The sequence below is a fragment of the Psychrobacter sp. CX5 genome (genome assembly GCF_057621535.2).
The window spans coordinates 2313096-2339288 of the sequence record NZ_CM177735.1; the positions used below are offsets into that span (position 1 = coordinate 2313096).

18 protein-coding genes are annotated in these 26193 nt (G+C 40.9%); 10 read left to right on the forward strand and 8 right to left on the reverse strand.

What is annotated here, in order from left to right:
• Window positions 1–494 precede the first annotated feature (494 nt).
• The 6 genes from AC21OG_RS08955 to AC21OG_RS08980 all read right to left on the reverse strand — a co-directional run bounded on the left by AC21OG_RS08955 (window position 495) and on the right by AC21OG_RS08980 (window position 9546).
• The gene (locus AC21OG_RS08955; RefSeq protein WP_487377891.1) at window positions 495–1091 is read right to left on the reverse strand and encodes a septal ring lytic transglycosylase RlpA family protein; all 597 of its coding nucleotides are present in this window, start codon (window positions 1089–1091) and stop codon (window positions 495–497) included.
• A 388-nt stretch (window positions 1092–1479) separates the two neighbouring features.
• The gene (greA, locus tag AC21OG_RS08960) at window positions 1480–1956 is read right to left on the reverse strand and encodes a transcription elongation factor GreA (protein WP_486546752.1); all 477 of its coding nucleotides are present in this window, start codon (window positions 1954–1956) and stop codon (window positions 1480–1482) included.
• Window positions 1957–2664: 708 nt separating this feature from the next.
• Window positions 2665–5934, reverse strand: coding sequence for a carbamoyl-phosphate synthase large subunit (carB, locus tag AC21OG_RS08965; RefSeq protein WP_487377890.1), 3270 nt, complete (start codon window positions 5932–5934; stop codon window positions 2665–2667).
• 104 nt (window positions 5935–6038) lie between these two features.
• Window positions 6039–7295, reverse strand: a complete 1257-nt coding sequence (gene carA / locus AC21OG_RS08970; RefSeq protein WP_487377937.1) for a glutamine-hydrolyzing carbamoyl-phosphate synthase small subunit — start codon at window positions 7293–7295, stop codon at window positions 6039–6041.
• Window positions 7296–7786: 491 nt separating this feature from the next.
• Entirely contained in the window at window positions 7787–8332 is a 546-nt protein-coding gene (locus tag AC21OG_RS08975; RefSeq protein WP_487377889.1) for a phosphatase PAP2 family protein, read from the reverse strand.
• Between the two features lie 128 nt (window positions 8333–8460).
• Window positions 8461–9546: a DUF475 domain-containing protein gene (locus AC21OG_RS08980; protein ID WP_487377888.1), complete on the reverse strand. Its 1086-nt coding sequence runs from the start codon at window positions 9544–9546 to the stop codon at window positions 8461–8463.
• Between the two features lie 318 nt (window positions 9547–9864).
• Between AC21OG_RS08980 and AC21OG_RS08985 the strand changes: the two genes are divergently transcribed.
• The 3 genes from AC21OG_RS08985 (at window position 9865) to prfB (ending at window position 12747) form a co-directional block, all read left to right on the forward strand.
• Window positions 9865–10401 (forward strand): gamma carbonic anhydrase family protein, encoded by a 537-nt coding sequence (locus AC21OG_RS08985; protein WP_487377887.1) that lies wholly within the window; start codon window positions 9865–9867, stop codon window positions 10399–10401.
• Window positions 10402–10682: 281 nt separating this feature from the next.
• Window positions 10683–11363, forward strand: coding sequence for an HAD family hydrolase (locus AC21OG_RS08990; RefSeq protein WP_487377886.1), 681 nt, complete (start codon window positions 10683–10685; stop codon window positions 11361–11363).
• Window positions 11364–11651: 288 nt separating this feature from the next.
• Window positions 11652–12747 (forward strand): peptide chain release factor 2 gene (prfB, locus tag AC21OG_RS08995; RefSeq protein ID WP_487377885.1). Its coding sequence is split into 2 segments (ribosomal slippage): window positions 11652–11723 and window positions 11725–12747, totalling 1095 coding nucleotides; the frame shifts between segments, so codons are not numbered across the junction.
• 95 nt (window positions 12748–12842) lie between these two features.
• Here prfB and AC21OG_RS09000 read toward each other — a convergent pair.
• On the reverse strand, window positions 12843–13652 hold the full coding sequence (locus tag AC21OG_RS09000; RefSeq protein ID WP_487377884.1) for a Cof-type HAD-IIB family hydrolase: 810 nt from the start codon (window positions 13650–13652) through the stop codon (window positions 12843–12845).
• Between the two features lie 154 nt (window positions 13653–13806).
• Entirely contained in the window at window positions 13807–14766 is a 960-nt protein-coding gene (locus AC21OG_RS09005) for a WG repeat-containing protein (RefSeq protein ID WP_487377883.1), read from the reverse strand.
• A 589-nt stretch (window positions 14767–15355) separates the two neighbouring features.
• Between AC21OG_RS09005 and AC21OG_RS09010 the strand changes: the two genes are divergently transcribed.
• The 7 genes from AC21OG_RS09010 to AC21OG_RS09040 all read left to right on the forward strand — a co-directional run bounded on the left by AC21OG_RS09010 (window position 15356) and on the right by AC21OG_RS09040 (window position 26010).
• A complete protein-coding gene (locus AC21OG_RS09010) occupies window positions 15356–17794 on the forward strand; it encodes a type I restriction-modification system subunit M (protein ID WP_487377882.1) in 2439 nt (812 codons plus the stop codon).
• Window positions 17794–19203 (forward strand): restriction endonuclease subunit S, encoded by a 1410-nt coding sequence (locus tag AC21OG_RS09015; protein WP_487377881.1) that lies wholly within the window; start codon window positions 17794–17796, stop codon window positions 19201–19203. The genes AC21OG_RS09010 and AC21OG_RS09015 overlap by 1 nt, the downstream gene beginning before the upstream one ends.
• Before the next feature lie 93 nt (window positions 19204–19296).
• Complete coding sequence (locus tag AC21OG_RS09020; protein WP_487377880.1) at window positions 19297–20154, forward strand: hypothetical protein; 858 nt, start codon at window positions 19297–19299, stop codon at window positions 20152–20154.
• 391 nt (window positions 20155–20545) lie between these two features.
• Entirely contained in the window at window positions 20546–21562 is a 1017-nt protein-coding gene (locus AC21OG_RS09025) for a virulence RhuM family protein/type II toxin-antitoxin system death-on-curing family toxin (protein WP_487377879.1), read from the forward strand.
• A gap of 38 nt (window positions 21563–21600) precedes the next feature.
• A complete protein-coding gene (locus AC21OG_RS09030) occupies window positions 21601–24939 on the forward strand; it encodes a type I restriction endonuclease subunit R (RefSeq protein ID WP_487377878.1) in 3339 nt (1112 codons plus the stop codon).
• A gap of 122 nt (window positions 24940–25061) precedes the next feature.
• Window positions 25062–25487 carry an alternative ribosome rescue aminoacyl-tRNA hydrolase ArfB gene (gene arfB / locus AC21OG_RS09035; RefSeq protein ID WP_487377877.1) on the forward strand — a complete coding sequence of 142 codons (426 nt, stop codon included), beginning with the start codon at window positions 25062–25064 and terminating at the stop codon, window positions 25485–25487.
• Window positions 25488–25587: 100 nt separating this feature from the next.
• On the forward strand, window positions 25588–26010 hold the full coding sequence (locus AC21OG_RS09040; protein ID WP_487377876.1) for a tetratricopeptide repeat protein: 423 nt from the start codon (window positions 25588–25590) through the stop codon (window positions 26008–26010).
• Window positions 26011–26193 lie beyond the last annotated feature (183 nt).

The window sequence follows — 26193 nt, forward strand, 5'->3', positions numbered from 1 at the left end:
AAATAAGACATTTGTTTGTTAATTGATAAAATATACTGTCAACAGCATTTTTATAAGTTTCTCATAAAATCTTAAATAATGCGATAGCTAAGAAAAAATTATTTATTATTAATAAGTTACCGAAGTATAGTTACTTATAATGTCATTTAAGTGAAAATTAAGGGGTTACGTTTTATAAAACTAAGAAACGACTAATTGATGAATATACAGTCAAAGAAGTTTAAAATACTTTCAACGCAACCGAGTGCAAGTATTACTACAGTAGGCTTAACGAGGTTAACACTGTAACCGTTTAGTCGTTTAGTTCGCAGACTATAAAAACGAAATTAGAATGTAAGTGCCTAACATTAAGACAAAAAAAAAGACCTGCAATGCAGATCTTTTTTTATCCATACTCTTTATAAAACAGAGAAGGGTGTATTATTTTATTTTAATGTAGATTTAGAGTAGGTTGTCTTTATATGACTAATTGCCAAAGATACCATTAATAATAACTATGGCGAACCCACTTTCTCAATCGTAACATTCGTAATACCGCGGCTAACTAGACCAATCTTTTTGGCAGCACCGTAAGATAAGTCAAGAACACGGTTACCATGGAATGGACCACGATCATTTACTTTAACCACAACGCTTTTACCATTAGACTTATTGGTTACTTTTAAATAAGTATTAAAAGGTAAAGAGCGATGTGCAGCAGTCATGGAATGCATATCAAAACGTTCACCACTGGCAGTTTTTCTGCCATGAAATTTGCCGCCATACCAAGAAGCACGACCACTTTGTTTGAAATTATTGACCGAGTTTGAAGCCACTAAAGTAAGATGTGAAAGCACATCTTCATCATCTGTCGTTACCATGCTAGCGTTTGATTTAATCAAAGCACTATTGGTAGCAAGTGAAGTAGGTTCAAAAGATGTTTGAAGTAAAGAAGTCGGTTGGTTTTGTTTGCGTGCTAACTCATTGAGTACACTGTCGATATCGCTTGGGCTTTTAACGCTGATAGTTTGCTTAGTTTCAGTAGCAAGAGCTAAATTACTCGCTCCTACTATGCATGCTAGCGCACATAAAGCTGATGTGAATTTCTTCATAATTGCCTCGTAAGCATTTATCTAATGTCATAGAACTCAAAAGATTATGCATTTACTATTAAAATATACCTTTAATTGAAAAATAAATTAAAGATTAAAACTAATTGAATAAAAGATTACAGAGATTATTAATACTGACTGTAAAACCTTGAGTGCTAAAGATACACAACAAGTGTCACAAAGAAATGTGTCAGTGTTGTGTTTTTGTAACTTAACATCAATGGCACTAATATTGCAAGTGACGCTAGAGTTCAGCCCCTCTTTACTAATAACTTAAAAATACCGCTTCAGGCTATAAAAATATTGAACTCTAGGTAATTGAAACAGGTATTAAAAGTTAAAAATACCTTATTTTTAAATTAGTTCAAAATTTTCGATATTTATAAGATTAATCATAAATGACTTCGACAATTTCAAACTCAACGACACCGCTTGGCGTTTGAATACGGGCTTCATCACCCTCAGACTTGCCGATCAAGCCGCGAGCTATAGGTGAGTTAACTGAGATTTTGTTATTTTTAAAATCCGCTTCATCATCCCCGACTATCTGATAGCGTTTCTCTTCTTCAGTATCTAAGTTCTCAATCACCACAGTCACACCGAAGACAACTCGACCTTCACGAGGTAGTGTAGAAGGGTCGATAACTTGGGCGGCGGATAACTTAGCTTCTATATCACGAATACGAGCTTCACAAAATCCTTGTTGCTCACGAGCAGCATGATATTCAGCGTTTTCTTTTAAATCGCCATGTTCACGAGCTTCTGCAATAGAGGCGGTAATACGGGGACGATCAACCGTTTTAAGTTGTTTAAGCTCTGCTTCTAACGCAGCATGACCTTGAGGTGTCATAGGGTAACGTTGCATATCATCTTCCTCATATACATATAGATGAACAAAATTAATAAGTAAAAAAATCCCACAGCACCCTTCATCTGGGTCCTATGTGAATTAAAAATAAAGAATATAGAAAGTGATGACTATCGTACTAAAGATAGTGTACTAAAACTAACCACTATAGTCGTAGGCAAACTAAAGAGCGACAGCGTCAACCTCTCTAAGCCTACTAGAGTAGTACTTGCGCTCGGTTGGCTTGTATCTCATTTAGTTACCTATGACTATATAAAAACTTAAACAAATAAAATACTTACAAAACCTGCTTATAATAAAAATTGCTAACCGAAATCGTCGATTAGCAATATAAAATATAATAGACTATTGGCTTTACTTTTGACTTTAACTAAATTCAGCCGATTAAATATATAAATAAATTGGCTAATGAAATATAAAAGAGGCTATGTAAATAATAAAAGCCAATCAAAACTATTTAAGACTTTAAAAAAGTACGGTTTCATCAGAATGACCGACATATTAAACACTTAGTTAATGTTCACAATATCTAAAATCAAAGTAAAAAGCAAATGATATAAGTTAGCGTTCAGAGTTTTAAATCCTATGAACGCTAACCTTGAATGATTAAAAATACCTTATACTTTAGATCACATAGCTATTATGAGCACTAACTCTTTTAGACAACTCTAAGTATTTAAGCTTACTCTAAATGAAAGGATATTCCTATCTAGCAAGTTCGGCTTGAGCATGTAAGGTCTGTAGTTTATAAACCTCAAAGGGTAAGTCAATAGCGTATGATTTACATATCGCATTGGCCGCACCAAGTGTCGTCACATAGAATACTTTACTTTGTAAGGCATTTCGGCGAATGGAAAATGAGTCTTCTTGCGCCTGTTTGCCTTCAGTTGTATTAATAATAAGGTCAATTTCGCCATTTTTCAAGGCATCAACAATATGAGGACGACCCTCTGTCACTTTGTTGACTCGAGTACACTCAATAGCTTGTTCGCTAAGATACTGTTGTGTCCCAGCCGTCGCGACCAGCTTAAATCCATAATCAAGAAGCTGTTGAGCGATAGGCACTAAGTTTGGTTTGTCACTGTCGCGCACAGAGACAAAGGCCGTTTTAGTCTCGCCTTCTTTTGGCAATCCGGGCAGACGCTCATTGGTGGCGATAATACCTTTGTAGAAGGCCTCCCCAAAGGTCTTACCGACGCCCATAACCTCACCTGTTGATTTCATTTCAGGGCTTAAGATTGGGTCAACTCCTGGGAACTTAGCAAAGGGGAATACCGATTCTTTAACCGCAAAGAAGGCTGGCTTAATTTCTTTGGTAAATTTCTGGTCTTGTAACGATGTGCCTGCCATACAACGTGCTGCCACTTGCGCCAATGATGTACCGATACATTTAGAGACAAAAGGTACTGTACGCGCTGCACGAGGGTTCACTTCTAGAATATAAACCGTGCCATCCTTCACTGCAAACTGTACGTTCATCAGACCGACCACGCCAAGCTCTTTAGCCATAGCAATAGTCTGAACCCGCATTTCATCACAAATCTCTTGAGACAGTGAATAGGGGGGTAGTGAGCAGGCTGAGTCACCAGAGTGCACACCAGCTTGCTCAATGTGCTGCATGATACCGCCGATAACCACTTCATTACCATCGCTAACACAGTCAACATCGACCTCAATAGCGTCATCTAAGAAGCGGTCTAACAATACAGGTGCTTCATTCGACGCTTGGACAGCGGTACGCAGATAGTGCTTAAGCTCATCCTCATTATAGACGATTTCCATCGCACGGCCACCTAGTACATACGAGGGACGGACGACCAAAGGATAGCCGACATCTTTAGCTTTCACCAGTCCATCTTCCATACTTGTGGCAAGGGCATTTGGTGGCTGGATAAGGTTAAGCTGTTGAATCATATGCTGGAAGCGCTCACGGTCTTCTGCACGGTCGATAGCGTCAGGAGAGGTACCAATGATGTTGACGCCGGCAGCTTCTAAGCTACGCGCAAGCTTCAGCGGTGTTTGACCGCCAAACTGCACGATAACACCGTCTGGCTTTTCGATACGGACGATTTCTAGTACATCCTCTAACGTGATAGATTCGAAATATAAGCGATCTGAGGTGTCATAATCTGTCGATACCGTTTCAGGGTTACAGTTGACCATGATGGTCTCATATCCATCTTCACGCATGGCAAGAGCTGCATGTACACAGCAGTAATCAAACTCAATACCTTGACCAATACGGTTTGGACCACCGCCGATAACCATGATTTTTTTGTTATCAGTAGGATTAGCTTCACACTCGTCATCATAGGTTGAATACATATAAGCGGTAGAGGTTGCAAATTCAGCCGCACAAGTATCTACTCGTTTATACACAGGGAAAACGTCAAGGTCCCAACGTTTTTTACGCAGCTGTTTTTGTGATACGCCAAGTAATTTAGCCAAACGAAGATCTGATAATCCTTTACGTTTAAACTGACGTAAGTTTTTCGCAGTCAATCCACCAAATCCTAAAAGTTTTACTTGTTTTTCAGTGTTGACGATATCTTCTATCTGTACCAAGAACCAGGGGTCGATATTGGTAAATTTAAAGACGTCATCAACACTCATACCCAAACGGAAAGCGTCTGCTAAATAGAAGATACGCTCAGGTGTCGGTACCGTCAGACGCTGTTTAATCTCAGCTTTGACTTTATCTTCACTGATCTTACCAGCTTTTAACGCTGCGAAATCGATTTGCTCATCAAAGCCGTCAGCACCAGTCTCTAAGCCGCGCAATGCTTTGTGCATAGACTCTTGGAAGTTACGGCCGATAGCCATGACTTCACCCACAGATTTCATCTGAGTGGATAAGATATTTTCTGCCTGAGGGAACTTCTCGAAATTAAACCGAGGTATCTTAGTCACTACATAATCAATAGATGGCTCAAAGCTTGCTGGCGTTTTGCCACCAGTAATATCATTATTAAGCTCATCAAGGGTATAGCCTACTGCAAGTTTTGCAGCGATTTTTGCAATTGGGAAACCAGTCGCTTTAGAAGCAAGCGCAGAGGAGCGTGATACCCGAGGGTTCATCTCAATCACAACCATACGACCGGTTTGCGGATTGACCCCAAACTGAACGTTAGAACCGCCCGTTTCGACACCGATCTCACGTAATACCGCTAAAGAGGCGTTACGCATGATCTGATATTCTTTATCAGTAAGTGTTTGCGCCGGGGCAACGGTGATAGAATCTCCTGTATGTACGCCCATCGGATCTACGTTTTCGATGGCACAAATAATGATACAGTTGTCATTTTTGTCGCGTACCACCTCCATTTCATACTCTTTCCAACCAATCAGCGATTCATCAATCAATAACTGGTGAGTAGGGGATAGGTCAAAACCGCGCTCACAAATTTCGATAAACTCATCCCGATTGTAGGCGATACCGCCGCCAGAGCCACCCATGGTAAACGAGGGACGGATAATACAGGGGAAGCCTAAGCTTGCTTGAATCTCAAAAGCTTGATCCATAGTCTCGGCAATCTCAGCTCGCGGACACTCAAGACCAATACGTTTCATCGCTTGGTCAAATAGGTCGCGGTCTTCTGCCATCTCAATGGCGTCTTTGGTAGCCCCGATTAATTCAACATTGTATTTCTCTAACACCCCATGTTTGTCAAGGTCTAAGGCGCAGTTCAATGCCGTTTGACCACCCATGGTTGGCAAAATGGCGTCTGGACGTTCTTTATCGATAATTTGTTCGACGGTTTGCCAAGTAATGGGCTCTATATATGTGGCATCTGCCATCACAGGATCGGTCATGATAGTGGCAGGGTTGGAGTTAACCAAGACCACTCGGTAGCCTTCTTCCCGCAATGCTTTACACGCTTGAGCGCCTGAGTAATCGAACTCACACGCCTGCCCAATGACGATGGGACCTGCGCCGATGATTAGGATGCTTTTGATGTCGGTACGTTTTGGCATAAGTCTCTCTTCTATTTATTTAATTCTGCTTATTTAATTCTGCTTATTTAATTCTGCTGGTATGTATGGGTACAACTTTAGCTTTAGCAAATAAATATGCTTGATTAAACTTGCTTAGCCGTTGCCATCATGTCTGCAAACTTCTTAAACAACTCGGCAGCATCATGAGGTCCAGGACTGGCTTCTGGGTGACCTTGGAAGCTAAATACGGGCTTATTGGTCAGCTCAATCCCCTGATTAGTACCATCAAACAAAGAGCGATGAGTTGGTTTGACGTTATCAGGAAGCGTCGACTCATCGACTGCAAAGCCGTGGTTCTGACTGGTAATCATTACGTGCTTGCTCTGTAAGTCCTGCACAGGGTGGTTGGCACCGTGGTGACCGGTTTTCATTTTCATGGTTTGCGCACCGCTGGCAAGACCAACCAACTGATGACCTAAGCAAATACCAAAGGTTGGAATATCCGTCTCTTCAATAATATGACGCACCGCATCGATGGCATAACCACATGCTGCTGGGTCACCAGGGCCATTAGATAAAAAAATACCATCTGGGTTCATCGCCAGTACATCGGCAATCGGGGTAGTGGCAGGCACGACCTTAACTTTACAACCCGTGTCTACCAACATACGTAAGATATTGGTCTTAGTACCGAAGTCATATGCCACCACATCGAACTTATGATCAATATGTTCGCCAAGCTTTTTATAATAACCACCGGTTTGCGTTTCAGTAACGCCATGCACTCCACGGTCTGCAAGCTCCCAAGTGCCTTCAGTCCATTCAAAGCCTTGTTGGTTGCAACACTCTTTTGCCAGATCCATCCCTTTTAGACCTGCAAAGCCTTTTGCAAGCTCAAGTGCTTTATTGATATCATCATCGGTCAAGGATTCACCATTACTGGCAGTCAGGATACAGCCATTTTGAGAGCCTTTATCGCGTAGGATTCGGGTCAGCTTGCGGGTATCAATTTCTGCAATGGCAACGGTTTCTTGACGAATAAGATAATCGGTTAAGCTTTCACTATTTCGAAAGTTTGAGGTGGTCAGGGTCGCATCACGAATAATCAAACCTTCCGCCCAGATTTGATGTTTTTGATAAATATCACCAGATTCTGCATCTTCGTTATTGGTCCCTGTATTGCCAATATGCGGGTAGGTGAGGGTGACGATTTGCTTGGCATAACTAGGATCGGTGAGTATTTCTTGATAGCCGGTCATTGAGGTATTAAAGACGACTTCTCCAACTCGATTGCCTGAGGCACCGATTGAGATGCCACGAAAAATATTACCATTTGCTAACGCTAAAACGGCTTCAACGTCAGTTGAGGTTGTGTTTGCTGTGTCTTGATGTGCGCCCATATTCTCACCTTTATAATTCGTGTTTGTCATGACCTGATTTTGCTAAAACTGCTAGTGATTATTTAGCTTCGATATATAGTTATGTATAGGGTTCTGTGCCACTATTGAATTCATGCAATTAACTGCTGATAAAATTACTCGATTTAACGATTCGACTTGACTATTAAAAATTGTGTCAAGACTGTGAGGCTAACAAAATTTAGTCACAAAAAAGCGAGTAGACCAATAACAGAAAACAACAATATCACTAAAGGTAACGTTATTAGTGAGTGTTGCAAACTGTGTCATGTCTACTCGCTTAGGTACAGATTTTGCATATTATACAAAAACTGACCCTAAATGGCTACATTAATTATTCAATTAGTTATTTAAAGAATAAATCCTAGCCATCAAAAAGATTTAAGACTGACGTCATAAACTAAAAGCTGAGCGCTAAAACTAAAAGTTATACTCTAAAATTAGAATTTAACGCTAAATTTAAAATTTAAGCGCTAAAATTGATAGTGTACGGCTAACTGGTATGATTCAGGTGCGAGATTGGCGCTGATGTGTAGGTTATCATTGTCATAGCTTTTGGTAAAAAAAAGACTACTAGCTACGCCTAGCGCTGCACCAGCCAGTACGTCAGAAGTATGATGCTTGTCTGCCTCTACTCGGCTATAGCCAACAAAAGTCGCACCAATATAGGCTGGGATACTCACTTCCCAGCCATAGCGTTTATGAATGAAGCTGGCACTCTGAAAGGCAATAGAAGTATGACCTGACGGAAATGAGTCATTATCACTATGATCAGGGCGTTCTTTATCAACAAGCTCTTTTAGACCATAGGTCGCCACCGCATTGGTCGCAAAAGATTTATAAAACTGGTTGCGTCCTTCCTCGTCGTTCATATAAAAGGTCGACCCATAGGCAACAGCAGGGATGGCAACCATCACGATATCGCCAGCCGTTTCGATATCTGAGCTGCCGGCATAAGCAGGGCAGGCCGCCATCATAGCACCTGATAATAGTAGGGCGGAAGAATATGTGTATCGCATCAACTATTTCCTAAAAACTATTTTCTAAAAGATGGCTCGTTCCTAAAAGAAGGCTCATTCCTAAATGAAGGCTTGTCAGCTCAACAAGACTTGAACTTAAAAGGTTCGGCTTAAGTTTTGATAGACTTTTAATCATTGGCCTGTTCATGTTTGCGATATTGGATCGAATTAAATAATGACAATCCAATAAACGCCACCCCAATAAGCCCAGTTACCAGCTCAGGTACATGAAACTTCATGGACAATAGCATGATAATTGCCAGTGCCCCAATCGCATAATGGGCGCCATGCTCTAAGTAAACAAATTCATTCAGCGTGCCTTTATCTACCAAGAAAATCGTCATAGAGCGCACAAACATCGCACCAATCGCTAAGCCCAACATGATGATGATCACATCATTGGTAATCGCAAACGCACCAATCACCCCGTCAAAACTAAATGAGGCATCTAATACTTCAAGATAAATAAAGCCTGCAATACCGCCCTTCAATATAGTTGAGGACACGCCCGAAGTATTGGTAATAATGTTGCCTTTCGCATCCGTTAGCACCTCGCCGTCATCCGTATCGTTGCTACCCTCAAGCATGGTTGAGAGTACATTGACCCCCAAATACACCAAAATACCCCAGATACCGGCCATTAATATAACCGACTGATGGGCGTCATCGACCCAGCTTAAAGAGATCATCAATACCACTATGGCCACAAAGGTACTCATGGCATCCACTTTGCTAAACCGTCTCAGTTTGCCCTCAAACCATTTAAACCAAAGAACGTCTTTATCTCCAAACAGGAAGGTTAAGAAGACCAGTAACAAGAACATACCACCAAACGCAGAAATCTCAGCATGATGCGCGTTGAGATGCTCGGCATATTGGGCGGGCTCATTTAAAGCAAGTTGGATGACCTCGAAGAAGCCTAAATTAGCGGTCACTGCTACAATAACGATAGGGAATACCAAGCGCATACCGAAGACGGCTACCAAAATGCCGATTGTTAAAAATATCTTTTTCCAGAAGTCATTCCAGCCTTTTAAAATAGAGGCATTGACCACCGCATTATCAAAAGACAACGATATTTCCATAATCGCTAAGATGACCGTAATGGCAAGCGCCTTACCCAATCCGGGGACGCCACCATGTGAGAAGCCCCACCACGCTGCGACGATTAAACAAAAAATAGTAAAAATAAAATCGAATAAAAAATGACGCATAGGGTATCCAGAAGATTCAGCCGTTTTAATTAGAGCAGTTTAGTTATTAATGTGTTAAACGTTAATAATATAACTATAAAAAATGACTATATAAAGGGCAGTAAAAAAATTGTTTTGATAGATGGAGCAGATAATAGCACGAGTACAACGGACAATAAATTGACTTTATAACAAATGATTGGATAATGCTCATAAAAAGATAGTATACAATATAATAAAATGACCGAATTAGACTCTTCACTATTAATACGAAACTATTAAGACTTAGCAATTAAGAACTAACTATTAAGACATAAAGCAATTAAAAGGATTTTCAACATGATATATAAGTATTTGGATAAAGCCCCTCAGTTTGCGACGCCCTTTGAAGGTTGGGTTGCCGATAGTGCCCGAGTCATCGGCGATGTATCACTCGGTCATAAAGCCAGCGTTTGGTTTGGTGCGGTGATTCGAGGCGATAATGCCCGCATTAATATTGGCGACTTTAGCAATGTGCAAGAAAATGTGGTGATTCATACCGATGCAGGTCTCGAAGTGACTATCGGCGATTATGTGACCATTGGTCATTTGGCGATGCTGCATGGCTGTAGCGTCGGTGAAAACAGCCTAATCGGTATCGGTTCCGTGGTACTCAATAATGCGAAAATCGGTAAAAACTGTATTATAGGTGCAAAAGCATTGGTCACTGAAGGCAAAGAAATTCCAGATAACTCACTGGTGATGGGGTCGCCGGCAAAAGTGGTCAAAACGCTCAGCGATGGGCAAGTGGCGATGCTTAAGATGTCCGCCTTACATTACGCCCATAAGTGTCAAGAGTTTAAGACAGGTCTTGAAGAGATGCCGCTGCCTGATTAGGGATATCGTATTAATCATTTTAAAGCTTAAAGATATCACGCTAACCGTTTGAAGCTTATCGCGCTTTTCGCTACTATCTTGGCTTGCACAAGGCGATGCGTGTGGCTTTATCCCGTTCCTGCTACCGCGAGAACGGTCTAAAGCTCACGCCTCTGCCTCATGCGTCACCAAGTATATCCGCTGCAATCACGGCTAAACCGCACCCCTTTCACACTCAGGTTAAGGGTTAACAGACCCTAAAACTTTAATCACTTATAAAAGTGTTTTTTAAAAGGTATTTTATGCAATCAAAAGAATTGGCTTTATTTGACTTAGATCATACGTTATTGGATGTCGATAGTGATTATCTTTGGGGGGAATATATTGTTAAAAACGGTTTGGTTGATGAGGCAGAGTATCGCACAGCGAACCAGCGCTTTTATGAAGAGTATATCGAAGGCACCTTAGATGCGACAGAATACAATGAATTTGTGGCGCAGTTTTTAAGTAGCTTACCGATGGACAGACTGTGTGAGCTACGTGAAGACTATATCAAAACTGAGATCAAGCCGCATATGCGCCCCCAAGCGATCAGTACCCTGCGTCATCATTTGGAGGCTGGGCATGATGTGGTTATCATTTCGGCGACGAATGACTTTGTGGTGTGTGCCATTGCTGAACGATTCGGTATCGAGCAGGCAAATGTATTGGCAACGCCACTTGAGGTCAAAAATAACCGCTATACCGGTAAGCTAACGGACAAGCCAAACTTCAAAGACGGTAAGCTCTATCATCTAACAAAGTGGCTTGATATACAGCAAGAGCAAGGCATCACTTATGATAAAACGTATGCTTATTCCGACTCAAAAAATGATTTGCCCTTGCTTGAGTGGGCGGATGTGGCTATCGCAGTCACGCCAGACGATGTACTTCATGCCCATGCCTTAGCGCACCGCTGGGCGGTTGAAGACTGGTCACTTTAAACTGGTCACTTTAAACTAGTCACTTTAAATAGCGAAATTAAGAATATCTAGTCATAACCTCTAATGTATTAGCGTTAGACTTATTTTAATGTATTTCTCAGTTATCCCGTTATCAACTTATTAAGTTCACGGTAGGCTGGTGCTTTTAGCCCAGCAAATAAAGACCTTTAATCAAAAATGCTGGGCTAAAGCCACAGCCTACGTTAAGAGTTGTGAATGAAGTACTCTTTATAATCTTTTACAAACTTATTAACCCCTGACAGCTTTTTATAAACCTTAGGAATATCAATGGAAATTAATCAATATCAAGAACAAATCAAAGACTTAACCGATCGTTCGCAGGATTTGCGGAGGTATCTTTGACTTTGATGGTAAGTCAGAGCGTCTAGAAGAAGTGAACCTTGAAATGGAGAACCCTGATCTTTGGAATGATCCAGAGCGGGCGACCAAAATCAGCAAAGAAAAAAGCCAGTTAGACGGCGTGATTAATACCATAACAGGGTTAGAAACCACCTTAGAAGATGCAGCCGCCATGCTAGAGCTGGCAGTAGAGGCGGATGATGAGAGTCTACTTGCCGATGTGCAAAGTGAATTAAATGCGGCACAGGCTCAAGTTGACGATCTAGAATTTAAACGTATGTTCAACGGTGAGATGGATGCCAATAACTGCTTTGTCGATATTCAGTCGGGTAGTGGTGGTACTGAGGCACAAGATTGGGCAGAAATGCTACTGCGGATGTATACGCGCTGGTGTGAAGCGCATGGCTTTAAGGTCGATATCACCGAAGTCTCTGCCGGTAGTGTGGCGGGCATTAAGTCGGCATCCTTTAAGGTATCAGGCGATTATGCGTTTGGCTGGCTGCGTACCGAAACAGGGGTTCATCGTTTAGTGCGTAAGTCACCTTTTGATAGCAATAATGGGCGTCATACCTCGTTTGCCGCGGTATTTGTGTCGCCTGAAATTGATGACGATATCGACATTGATATCAATCCTGCAGATCTGCGTATTGATACTTACCGCTCAAGCGGTGCCGGTGGTCAACATGTCAATACCACCGATTCTGCGGTACGCATTACTCATGAGCCGACCAATATCGTCGTACAGTGTCAGAATGAGCGTAGCCAACATGGCAACAAAGCCACTGCAATGAAGATGCTGCGTGCTAAGCTGTATGAGCTTGAGATGCAAAAGCGAATGGAGAAACAACAAGCGGTTGAGGACAATAAGTCCGATGTTGGTTGGGGCAGTCAGATTCGATCGTATGTACTCGATGACTCACGCATCAAAGACTTACGCACAGGTGTTGAGACCTTTAATACTGGCGCGGTATTGGATGGTGATCTGGATCAGTTTATTGAAGCCAGCTTAAAGGCAGGATTATAGTCTCTAGCTGAGCGATCATAATACCGTAGTATTACTGTAGCTTTTAGGATTGAAACAGATAAAACGACATCAGTAAAAATGGGTTTTATCTGTTTTTAATTTGATAATAAGGGTTCTAACACGCTTTGAATGCCATACTCTTCAATAGTACCCGTTATAAAATCTGCCTTTAGTTTGAGAGTGGGCTGAGCATCACCCATTGCAACAGCAAAGCCGACCGCATCAAACATCTCTAAATCATTAAAACCATCACCAATCGCCATGGCATCTTTGATATCAATATTTAGATAATCACACATATCTTGTACGCCGCGCGCTTTCGATGCTTCTATAGGTAAAATATCTCCGCCAACATGATGCCAATAGACCAGCTTTAATCCCCGCTTAGCAAAGTCAACATCTTCTAGCCTTTGAGTTTCACTATTAAAAAAGACAGAGCATTGATAGACATCATTAGATTGGTAATAGTCTGGATCTATGATGGCGTTTGGATTATTCGCAATAAAAGCACGTATCGCTGCGTTATCATTCGCCCATGCCAGATGACGGTCAGAGTCAAACTTATGAACTACATCCTTTTGGATACATAGCTCATGTATTCGGCTGGATTGATCACGGCTCAGCGGATAGTGACTGATAATGCCTTTTTTATCAAAGCTATATTGACCATTGGTACAGACAATAGCATCGAGGACGTCTGCGTCCAGTAACTGATAAATATCTTTAGGAATGATGGACTTTGAGCGACCAGTGGCAATAACTAGCTTAATATCAGTGGCAGCAAGCTGTTCTAATGTCGCTTGGTTATGCGGCGCGATAATACCGTCTCGACTTAAGGTATCGTCAATATCAAAGAAGATAACTTTCGGTCTAAACACTGGGGATTTTATGTCGGTCTCAATCATGGCATTCCTAAAATCAAATGTTAAGGTCTATTACGAATGTTCAGACCTTATTTAACAAACTATTAGTCATTTATGCAATATATAGTAAAACTGTATTTTAATGAGCAATCGTTGTGACGTGTGGTGATACGCAGCGCAGCCATGCTAGGATACTTTAATAACGACAAGCCACAGTCTTGCCTGATTTATTAATACACTGTGTATTGTTATTGATAGTGGCGACTTCTGCAACGCCGTCTATAAATACAAAGTAATTTGCGCCCATATAGTTCACACTATAGCGTTCAACATTTTTATCAGAATATTTGAAAGGAATGACGGTTCGGTTAGCGCCATCAATAAAGCCCCAGTTGCCATTTTTAAGTACGCCTGCAAGATCTTCACTAAAGGGACGGATTTCATCATAGATAAAAGGTATTGCAACTTTTCCAGTCTTGGTGATATACCCCCATTTCTTACCATTGTACATCCCTGCTAATCCTTGAGAAAATCCATAGGCACCAGCAAAATTACCATCTATACCTTCATATTGAGTAGGAATGACCTCTTGGCCGTCTTGGTTAATAAAGCCCCATTTGCCAGATTTGGACATGACAGGTGCCAACCCTTCAGAAAAGGACTCTACTTCTTCATATTTATTGTTAAATGGCCATATAATTTTATTCTTGGTATCAATAATGCCTACTTTGCCATTTTTGGCGACCAATATGCGCCCGTTTACAACAGGTTCTGCCCAAGTCTCGTTGTATTTATCATTATCTGGATCCATTAAGTTATCATAAATAGTAGGCACCACCAATTTACCTTGAGTATTCATATAACCGACTTTATCATTCTTCATAACCGCAAATACACCGTCATGAATATCCCAATAGTCAACCTTGTTATAGCCCTTAAGGTTAACTATTAACTTTCCTTGCTTGTTTAATAACCCTTGCAGGTTATAGTCTTTATCATGAGCAACGAAATACTTATCTTCATTGGTACAGTCAACTTCTGGATAATTCGTTTTTGGAGGATGGCACTCATATTCAGCAAAAGCAGGTAGGGCTATACTTGACACTGTTAGTGCCGCTAATAGGGGTAGCATAACTTTTGAGATAGAGTTAGTCATAAAGGGTTTCCTTAAGGTAGTATCAGAATAGAGAAAGTAATGGTGAACGCCAGTTTAAAAGTCATTGTCATTAGGGGTTATTAATAGCGACTATATAAAAGCTACTATATCAAACTGACGTTTCAAAATATTTAAAAACATCAATAATTTATCACTTTTATTAACTTTGCTTCAAGTATAACTCAATCCAATGAGTTGATGTTTTTCATGAGCGATTGTGTAACGTCAGTTGGCTCGGTTTTATAGGTTTTGAGGGGTTCAGTAGTGAGTCATCATTTAACCCGTCATTTATTTGTCTATTTATTTATGATCCGTCTGGGTATCTGCTACACTTGAGCTAAGCGATAAATGCCACCTATGGACAAAATTGGACGACAACTCTAAACTGAAACTCTAACCAAAGCATTTATTAAATAAGGCCATTGATCAAAGACTTAATGGTTATTCTTCATTTTATTTAACTCTATTGAACGTAAAGCAATTGAACGTAAAGCAATTGAACTTAAACCCATTAAACTTAATCCTATTTAAACTTAATCCTATTTAAACTTAATCCTATTTAAACGAATAATATAACGATAAGACTTCTATGACTCTATCCTCTTCAGATACTCAGCCCACTACAACTTCTACTGGCACCTCTACCAATCTAGCAGCTTTTATTTGGTCAGTCGCTGACTTGTTACGCGGAGATTTTAAGCAATCGCAATATGGTCGCATTATCTTACCATTTACCCTGCTACGCCGATTAGAATGCGTATTAGAACATTCAAAGGATGATGTCCTTAATGAGGTACAACGTCTGGCTGACTTACCTAATGACAAAAAACCAAAGACTGAAGAAGCGGAAGCGATTTATTTACTGCGTAAGACGGGTGGCCTTGCATTTTATAACACCTCACCGTTAACACTTGCGAAAATGGGTCAAAGCGATATTGAAGCCAATTTAAGTCACTATATTCAGTCATTCTCAAAAGATGCGCGTGAAATATTTGCCCACTTTAAATTTGAAGAGTTTGTTGGTCAGTTAAACGATGCCAACTTATTGTATAAAGTGGTGCAGAAGTTTATGAACATCGATTTGAGCCCTGAAGCTGTTTCCAACCATGAGATGGGATTAGTGTTTGAGGAGTTGATCCGCCGCTTTGCAGAAAGCTCGAATGAGACCGCAGGGGAGCACTTTACCCCGCGCGATATTGTACGCCTAACCACGTCTTTGGTATTTATGGAGGACGATGCCGCACTAAGCAAAGAAGGTATCATTCGTACTATTTATGACCCCACCGCAGGTACGGGTGGCTTTTTATCGTCAGGCATGGAGTATGTGCTAGAGCTGAACCCGAATGCGGTGATGCGTGCCTTTGGGCAGGAGTTAAACCCTGAGTCCTACGCAATTTGTAAAGGCGATATGTTGATTAAAGGGCAAGAGGTTAGCCGCATCAAGCTTGGCAATACCTTGTCTGATGATCAGCTGGCAGGTCAACAGTTTGATTATATGTTGTCTAATCCGCCGTTTGGTGTGGACTGGAAAAAGATAGCTGGCGAGATTAAAGATGAACATACTCAAAAAGGCTATGACGGTCGTTTTGGACCCGGTGTACCACGGGTGTCAGATGGCTCGCTACTGTTCTTATTGCATTTAATTAGTAAGATGCGATCTTCATCTGGTTCGGATGACAGTCATCAGGGTAGTCGTATCGGTATTATCTTGAATGGGTCGCCCTTATTTACAGGTGGGGCAGGTAGTGGTGAGAGTGAAATCCGTCGTTATATTTTGGAATCAGATCTATTAGAAGCCATTGTCGCACTGCCCACCGATATGTTTTACAACACCGGTATTGCCACCTATATTTGGATATTAACCAATCACAAAGCCCCTGAGCGTAAAGGTAAGGTACAGCTTATCGACGGCACTAATTTGTATAGCAAGATGCGTAAGTCACTTGGCTCTAAGCGTAATGAGATGAGTGAAGAGGATATCAAGGTTATTACCCGCACCTTTGGCGACTTTGAGGTGGTTGATGCCCGCGCTTTAGACAAGCCAGCCGATGTGAAGTCAAACCGTGGTCGTCAGTCAGCCACACCAAAAGCTGACACCCCAAAGACTTTTGCCAGTAAAATCTTTGAGACCCATGAGTTTGGCTATCGCCGTGTGACTATTGAGCGTCCACTACGTCTGTCAGCACAAATGAGCGATGAGACGATTGAATCGCTACGTTATGTTGAGCGCACCTATGATTTGGTCATGCCAGCGTTATATGAAAAATTCGGTAAGCAGTGGAACGAGGAGAATTATGGCAGCTTTGATTCAAATAGTGTTGATGATGATACTCAAGCGCCGAGTGATATGGAGGTTGAAGCTCGTGCCATGATTAAGGCTGACTTTAGTGAGTTAAAAGAGAAGCAAATTAAAGAGGTGTTAAATCCTAAGCTGTGGCGTGAGCAGTTGGCCATTATGAACGCTGCTAAAGCGTTGCAACAAGAAATTGGCACAGCGCAGTTTGATGACTTTAATGAGTTTGATGTGTTATTCAAAAAAGCCATTAAAGACACTGGCTTGACACTATCTGCCAAAGACAAAAAACAAATTCTAAATGCAGTAACGTGGAAAAATCCTGATGCTAAGCGGGTAATTAAAAAGACGGTTAAAGAAGCCAATCCATTATATGGAGCGTTTGAGATTACGGATAGTGGTTTAAAAGGTAAGGGTAAATTAAAAGTCGTCGAATATGAGACGGATAGCGACCTACGTGATTATGAAAACATACCTCTAGACCCAAGCGTGAGTACCAATTCGCTGATTGAAAGCTACTTTAAGCGTGAGGTACAACCGCATGTGCCTGATGCTTGGATTGATGCTGGCAAGCGTGATGCCATTGATGAAGAGATTGGTATAGTTGGTTATGAAATTCCGTTTAACCGACATTTTTATGTGTACGAGCCACCACGACCGCTTAGCGAGATTGATGCCGACTTGGATAAGGTGAGTAGCGAGATTATGCAATTGCTTAGCGAGGTGCATTCGTAATGGCTGAGTCGCAAGTAAGTGAAGTCGCTTTAAAGTATATGGTTGAGGATGATTCAGTTAAGCAAATCAATCGCTATAAAGCGTATCCTGAGTATAAGGATTCTGGGGTTGAGTGGTTGGGTGAGATACCGAATGGTTGGGAGGTTATCAAAGGTGGTTATCTTGGATATTTATTCGGTTCAGAAACAATACCAGAAAACTTAGTATTGGACAGTGGACAACTACCCTTCATAAAAGTATCAACCTTATCTTCAAATGGACTTGAAATACAAACCCCTGAATGGTTCATTTCCACAAAAATAGATAAATTAGTCAGAACTAGAAGCGGCTATATTGTTTTCCCTAAGCGTGGGGCTGCAATTTTCACTAATAAAGTAAATATTATTGAATTAAACTCAGTGATTGACCCTAATTTAATGGGTTGGAAGATAGATAGTGCTATAGCTCTCACTGAATACGTAGCTCTATTATTAAAAACAAGACGTTTAGATGATATAGCTGATGTATCTACAGTTCCTCAAATAAATAATAAACATATAGCTCCTCAGAAGTTTCCTTTACCTTCAATTAGAGAACAAAAAAAAGTTATTGATTTTCTAGGCTTTGAAACCACCAAAATCGACACGCTTATCGAAAAACAGCAACGCCTAATCGAGCTATTAAGCGAAAAGCGTCAAGCGGTGATTAGTCATGCCGTGACCAAAGGCTTAAATCCTGATGTGTCGATGAAAGATTCGGGGGTTGAATGGTTGGGGCAGGTTCCTGAGCATTGGGAGATTCTAAAATTAAAGCATTTGATTAAAGCTCTTGAATCAGGCTGTAGTGTAAATGCTGCTGATATACCCGCTAACTCTAACGAAGTTGGTGTTCTAAAAACCAGTTGTGTTTATACAAGAACTTTTAGAGTTGAAGAAAATAAAACCGTTATCCTAGAGGATTTAAGTCGAGTTAAATGTCCTGTACGTGAAGGTGCGATTATTATAAGCCGCATGAATACGCCTGATTTAGTGGGGGCGAGTGCTATTGTCAAAGAGGATATTAGTAACATCTACCTTCCTGATCGACTATGGCAAACAATATTTGATGATGCTTATGAACTTGAGCCTGAGTTCTTAGCGCATTTTATGACAATAAAAGGGTTTAGAACTCAAATATCGTTAGCAGCTGAAGGTGCAAGCAGTAGTATGCAGAATATAGCAAAAGAAGATTATCTAGCTATTAATTGCGCTTTGCCACCTATCAGTGAACAAAAACAGATTGTGGATTCTATTAATTCTAATATTGCTAAGTTTGAACTATTGATTGAAAAAGCTAATCAAGCAATACAACTGATGCAAGAACGCCGAACCGCCCTTATTTCGGCTGCGGTCACGGGTAAGATTGATGTTAGGGATTGGGTTGCTCCGTAGGGTGCGTCTTACGCACCATTTCTGAACTTTCTCTATTGTGTTTTTCGAAATCTATAGCTTTTAATGCAAAAACTAACTATTAAGGACTTAAAAATGACAAAAAAATTTATATATAATTCTGATGAGTTTGAGAAACAAGCCCAAAGATTTATTATTCCACTCTATATGAAGGATGAGCTCAATAATTACATTTACTCATCGACAGGTACTTATATTCAATACAATAGATTTTTTTATTTGGTTTGTGCCGCTCATGCTGTATCGAAAAAGGAAAGTATAGATGATTTATATTGGTTGTCGCCAACAGGTGAAAAGATTCAAGTTATAAGCGAATGTTTAAATTATAAGGTTTTTGAAGACGATGATATTATTATTGTAGATTATTTTAATAAAAGATATAGCGATAGGAATTACTTCAACTTAAATTACCAAGTACCACTAGAAAATATTAAAGATTACTTTACAGATAGATTTTATTGGATAGGTTTTCCTAATAGCTGGAATAAGTTGAAAAATATTTCTAGGACTAAAGGTGCCGAATCTTTGAAGGAGAAATTTACACATATAGATTCGAGTGGCACGTATATGAAGAATGCCAGATATTTTATGATGCCAGCAATGGGGGTAAAACCGGACAATGATGATGAAATCAAAGGTAAAATACCAAATAAAGATATAGAGCTAAAATACAAAGGTAGGATAAGTGATGCGCCAAGCCTTAAGGGAATGAGTGGAGGAGCTTTTTTTACTACTGTCATAACAGGTACTCAATATCACAAATTCGAATCTATTGATAAGTCTTATATTTTTCTCGGCATAGGAGTTGAACACAGTAAGAGTGATATTGTAAGAGGCGTTTCAAAGAAAAGACTCCTAGAACTTTTTGAACAATATCAAACCGAATATCCCTTGGAATTTAAGATTGTTGACAAAGTTAATTTTGATAAATAAAGATAACAGGTGTAGGGTGCGCCCCGCGCACCAATTACCCACATTGGTTTTAATGGTGCGCAGGGCGCACCCTACAACAAAATGCTTATTATGATTCGGGTTTAACTATACACTATGTTTGATATTCACGTAAGCTTTGCCGATTAGGGTGGTTTAGCCCCGATTGCAGTGGAAATACTTGGCAAAGCATGGGGTTGCAGGCACTTGGCAAGAGACGTTATCGAGATAACAGGAACGGCTATTGCCAGTAGTGCCTGCCCCCATGCTAGCCAAGATAGTAACGAAAAGCGGGAATAGCTACGGATAAGGCTTTTTAAAAGTATCAATACCTATCAATGAAATCGCAGCTATCGACAGAACAATATTTATAATTTCTAAAAAGGTGTAAAGGATGACCAATAATAACAACACGGATGGCGCAAGCATTGAAATTTATGAATTGGACAATGGGCAAGCGAATATAGAGATTCGCTTAGAGAAAGAGACGTTGTGGCTATCTCAAGCACAGTTGGCGACTCTTTTTGATAAAGATACCGATACGATTGGCTTGCATCTGAGAAATATTTATAAAGAAGGTGAGCTGGATGAAAAAGCAACTACCGAGGAATCCTCGGTAGTTCGTCAAGAAGGCAATCGACAGGTACGGCGTAAGATTCGTTTTTATAATTTAGATGCGATTATCTCGGTAGGCTATCGGGTAAATTCTAAGAAAGGTACGCAGTTTAGGATATGGGCGACCAATCGTTTAAAGGAATACTTACAGCAAGGTTATATCATAGACAAACAGCGCTTTGAGAAAAATGCAGATGAGTTGCAACAAGCGTTAGCATTGATTAAGAAGACAGCACAAAGCCCAGCGTTAAAGACGGATGAGGGGCGAGGGCTGGTGGAGATTATCAGCCGTTATACGCAAACCTTTTTGTGGTTGCAGCGTTATGATGAGGGTTTGCTAGATGAGCCAAATGTTGAGGAGGGCGGTGTGTTGCCAAGCCCTGATGAGGCAATGGCAATGCTAAATGAGTTAAAAGCACAACTTATAGATAAGGGTGAGGCGACTGAGCTGTTTGCAAACCCTCGGGGTGATGGGCTGGCAAGTGTGCTGGGTACGCTTGAGCAAACGGTATTTGGCGAGCCTGCATACCCCTCTATTGAGAGCAAGGCAGCACATCTATTGTATTTTATGGTTAAGAATCATCCATTTACAGATGGCAATAAGCGAAGTGGTGCGTTTATGTTTGTGGACTTTTTGCACCGCAATCATCGCCTACTTAATAGTAAGGGCGATATGGTGATTAATGATACAGGACTTGCTGCACTGACATTACTTGTTGCAGAGTCTGACCCCGGCCAAAAAGAGACGCTTATTAAGCTAATTATGAATATGCTGTCACTTGAAAATACGATTTAACGCATTTGCGATAAACAAAACAACCAAACGGACGAACCATGACGGATATCACGCGGGAATCAACCTTTCAAAACGACATCATTAATGAGATGGTGGCTAATGGCTGGGTGCAAGGGACAAACGCCAATTATCAACGTGAGACTGCCTTGTATGAGCGGGATGCGCTTGATTATGTACAGCAGACGCAAGCGGATGAATGGGATAAGTTTTGCCGTCTGTTTCCGCAAGATCCAGAAAGTCAGTTTATTAAGCAATTGGTCAAACAGTTAGGCAAAGTCAATGAACAAACAACCGATCGAGCGTCACGTACTTACGGTACTTTGGGTGTGCTGCGTCATGGATTGAAGATTCGAAATACTCGTTTTAGTCTCTGTCAATTTAAGCCGGAGCATGGACTAAACCCCGAAGTATTGGCTCGCTATAAGGGGAATATCTGTCGTGTCGTGCTTGAGGTAGTCTATAGCGCTCATTTAAGCCCTAAAGACGCTGATGAGGCGACAGGTAATACTAGAAAGTCTGCCAAACGGCATCGCATCGATTTGGTGTTGTTTGTTAATGGATTGCCCGTGGTGACCATGGAACTTAAATCTGAATTTAAACAAGCCGTTGAAAACGCTAAACTACAATACAAGCGTGACAGACTGCCTATTGATCCTGTAAGCCGTAAGCCTGAGCCACTACTTAGCTTTAAGCGTGGTGCTTTGGTTCATTTTGCGGTCAGTCAATATGATGTGTTTATGACCACTAAGCTTGCAGGTGATGATACTTTTTTCTTACCCTTTAACAAAGGGACTCGTGATGGCGGTGCAGGTAACGACATACCTGATGATCCAGACCGCTATGCTACCGATTATTTGTGGAACGAGGTATTAACGCCTGATAATTTACTTAATATTTTAGGTCGCTTTATGCACCTACAGATAGAAGAGGTTGAGGATGCGTTAGGTCACAAAACCAAAAAAGAAACCATGATTTTCCCTCGTTATCATCAGTGGGATGTGGTGACTAAGTTGGTTAATGATGCCGTGGCTCAGTATCAGTTGCAAGATAAAGTCAGACAAGCGAAGAAAGACAATCCGAACTTAAATAAAAAGGTTCAAAACCGCTACCTGATTCAGCACAGTGCCGGCTCAGGTAAATCAAACTCGATTGCGTGGACGGCGCACCAACTATCTACGCTATATAACGATGCAGGATCTAAGCTGTTTGACTCGGTGATTGTGGTGACTGATAGAACGGTACTAGATGATCAGCTACAAGATACCATTTATCAGTTTGAACATGCCGATGGGGTGGTAGGGCGTATTAACCGTAAAGAAGGTGAGGGGTCTAAATCTGAGAAGCTGGCTGAAGCTTTAATGAACTCTCAGCCCATTATCATCGTGACCATTCAAACTTTCCCTTATGTGCTTAAAGCCATTGAAGACTCTAGCGTACTAAAAGAACGGCGCTATGCCATTATCGCTGATGAGGCGCACTCATCTCAGTCGGGTACGACTGCGGGTAAGCTTAAAGCTGTACTTGCTGGTTTCGATGATACAGCTAAAGATACTAATAGTGATACCGATAGCACCAGCAAAGATTTCACAGATGCGCTGATTGATGCCAAGATTGAAGCTAAATTGAGTAGTGATAATTTAAATTATTATGCGTTTACCGCCACACCTAAGTCTAAGACCTTAGAGCTGTTTGGACGCTTGCCCAATCCAGATTTGCCTGCCTCAATCGATAACAAGCCTGAAGCGTACCATGTGTACTCCATGCGCCAAGCGATAGAGGAAGGCTTTATTTTAGATGTGCTCAAAAACTATACAAGTTATAAAGTGGCCTATCAGCTCAATCAAAAACTTGAGAAAGACACAGAGGTCGATGCGAAGCGTGCCAAAATTAAGCTTAATAATTGGGTGCGCTTGCATGATTATAATATCTCGCAAAAAGTGAAAATAATTATTGAGCACTTTAATAAAAATACTAAAGGACTGCTGGGTGGTCAAGCCAAAGCTATGGTGGTTACTGGCTCTCGTAAAGAAGCGGTGCGCTATAAGCTTGCGTTCGATAAGTATGTGGTAGAGCAAGGCTACAAAAACATCAACGCTATGGTGGCTTTCTCAGGTGAGGTAGAATTTAATGAGTCTGATCCTGATAGCAGTGGTTTGTTAGGAGAGAGCTTCACTGAATCTAATATGAATCCAGACCTTAAAGGTCGTGATATGCGTAAAGCCTTTGACTCTGACGACTATCAAGTGATGCTAGTAGCCAATAAGTTTCAGACAGGCTTTGACCAACCTAAGCTATGCGCGATGTATGTTGATAAGAAGCTGGCAGGTGTGGACTGCGTGCAGACCCTTTCTCGACTCAATCGAATTTATCCGGGTAAAAAAGAAACCGGTACCTTTGTGCTCGACTTCTTTAATGACCCTGAAGATATCTTAGCTGCTTTCCAGCCGTATTATGAGACAGCAGAACTGGCCGATGTGACCGACCCTGATAAAGTGTTTGATTTGGCTGAAAGGCTGCGTGCCAGTGATATTATTCGATGGAGTGAAGTGAATAATCTAGCAGACGCTTTTTATAGCAAGAATAAGAGTCAGGCAGCTATCAGTAACATCTGTAAGCCAGCCGTTGAGCGCTGGCGCCATCAGTATCAGCGTGCCAGTGAGAACGTACAGCGTACTAAGGAACTGTTTGAGCGTGCTAAGAAATCTAATGATGCCGTACTCGTTGGCAACGCTGAGAATGAGCTTAAAGAATCTAGGAAGGCTAAAGACGAGTTGGTGCTATTTAAAAAAGACTTAGGCAGCTTTGCTCGCTTCTATGAGTTTATGTCGCAGATTGTTGACTATGATGATCGTGATTTAGAGAAGTTAAGCTTATATGCCCGTCATTTATTACCACTACTACGTGAGGATTTTAATCCTGAAGATGAGATAGACCTGAGTAATATTGAGATGACCCATTACCGTGTGTCTAAATTAAAACAGCAAGACTTAAAACTACAAGAGCATGCTGAGGAGTATCAGTTAGATCCTGCTAGCGGACTTGGCACAGCGGCACCTAAAGACTCTAAAGAAGACTATCTGTCAGAGATTATTCGCCAGCTCAATGATATCTTTGCAGGAGAAGGGTTTACTGATGATGATATGGTAAATTTCCAACAGACTATTTGGGATAAGATCAATGAGAACGAAATAGTGGTGAAGCAGTTTGAAAATAATACCACCGATCAGATTATGTTAGGCACCTATCCAACGGCAGCAATGGATGCTATGTTTGACGCGCAAGATGCCTTTCAAGGGATGAGTGATCATTTACTCTCTAATCCTGCTAAATTTAAGCAGTTTATTCGTTTGATGCTTGATAAGAAGCTAAGTGCTTAGCATTTGCTCAAATCTTGATAGCAGATAAGCGAAAATATTTTTAGGTTTTTTATATATTCTTCTTATTTTTTGGGCATAGTGTTTATAAAGAATTCAAATAACTAAAATGAATACAAAAAACCATGATATCTATCAATAGTACCAATAATACCATTACGCTCAATGACACCGATGTGGAACTGACCGCTATCCGCGCGCAAGGTGCTGGCGGGCAAAATGTCAATAAAGTCTCTTCTGCCATTCATCTACGCTTTGATATCAATGCCTCAAGCTTAAGCGATGAGCTAAAACAGCGCTTATTAGACAGCAAAGACAATCGTATTACCAAAGAGGGCGTGTTAATTATTAAGGCGCAACAATACCGTACTCAAGAGCGTAATAAGATTGACGCCTTGGAGCGCCTAAAGCAGTTTATCGTGTCAGCAACGCATGTGAACCCCACCAGAAGACCCACCAAACCGAGTCGAAATGCCAAGCGTAAACGGGTGGATAGTAAGGTACAGCGCGGAAGGACAAAAGCACTTCGTGGCAAGATTGATTATGAATAACAGTTGTTATAATCCTCAATAAAGTTATCCTCTCTAATAATTCTACAAACAAGTCTCAACTCTAACACTTACTTCCAACTCGACGATTTAGGGCTTACCCATGATAAATACCAAACTGTATAAATCCATTTATGTTCTAGCAGAAAAGCTATTAGAGGCAGACAGTAAAGGCAATCAAGCAGAGTTTGATGGCCTGTATAACGAGCTAAAAGCGGTCTGCCACAATAATGAGAGTAATGGTAAAGACCATCCAGAACAGTGGGAAACGCTGGCAGATTTTACCGAAGATTTAGAGCAGGCACTCGTCATTTATGATAAGGCGATGGAGAAAGCCAAAGCGATAAATTCTAAAGATCATATGGCCTCCATTGCCTTTTCGATGGCTGAGCTGCAACATGAGTTAGGTCAAAAGGAGGCGGCAATCGAAAGCTTAAAATTTGCAAAGACCAGTGCTAATAAGATTGAAGATAAAGAATTTAAGGTAGAGATTGATACATTACTTGCTAAGCTGCAAGCTGAATAAAGGGAATATAGATAACCATAAGTCTTTCGCATAATTAAAAAACAGGGTAATTGGGTATCGTTATACGCATGACGTTGTTAAAATAAGCCCGTTTTTATTGATAACGATAGATGATTCATATTTAATCAACCGATACTCTTTAACAGTCGTTTCATTAAGAAAAAGCGGCTGTTCAGTTAAAAA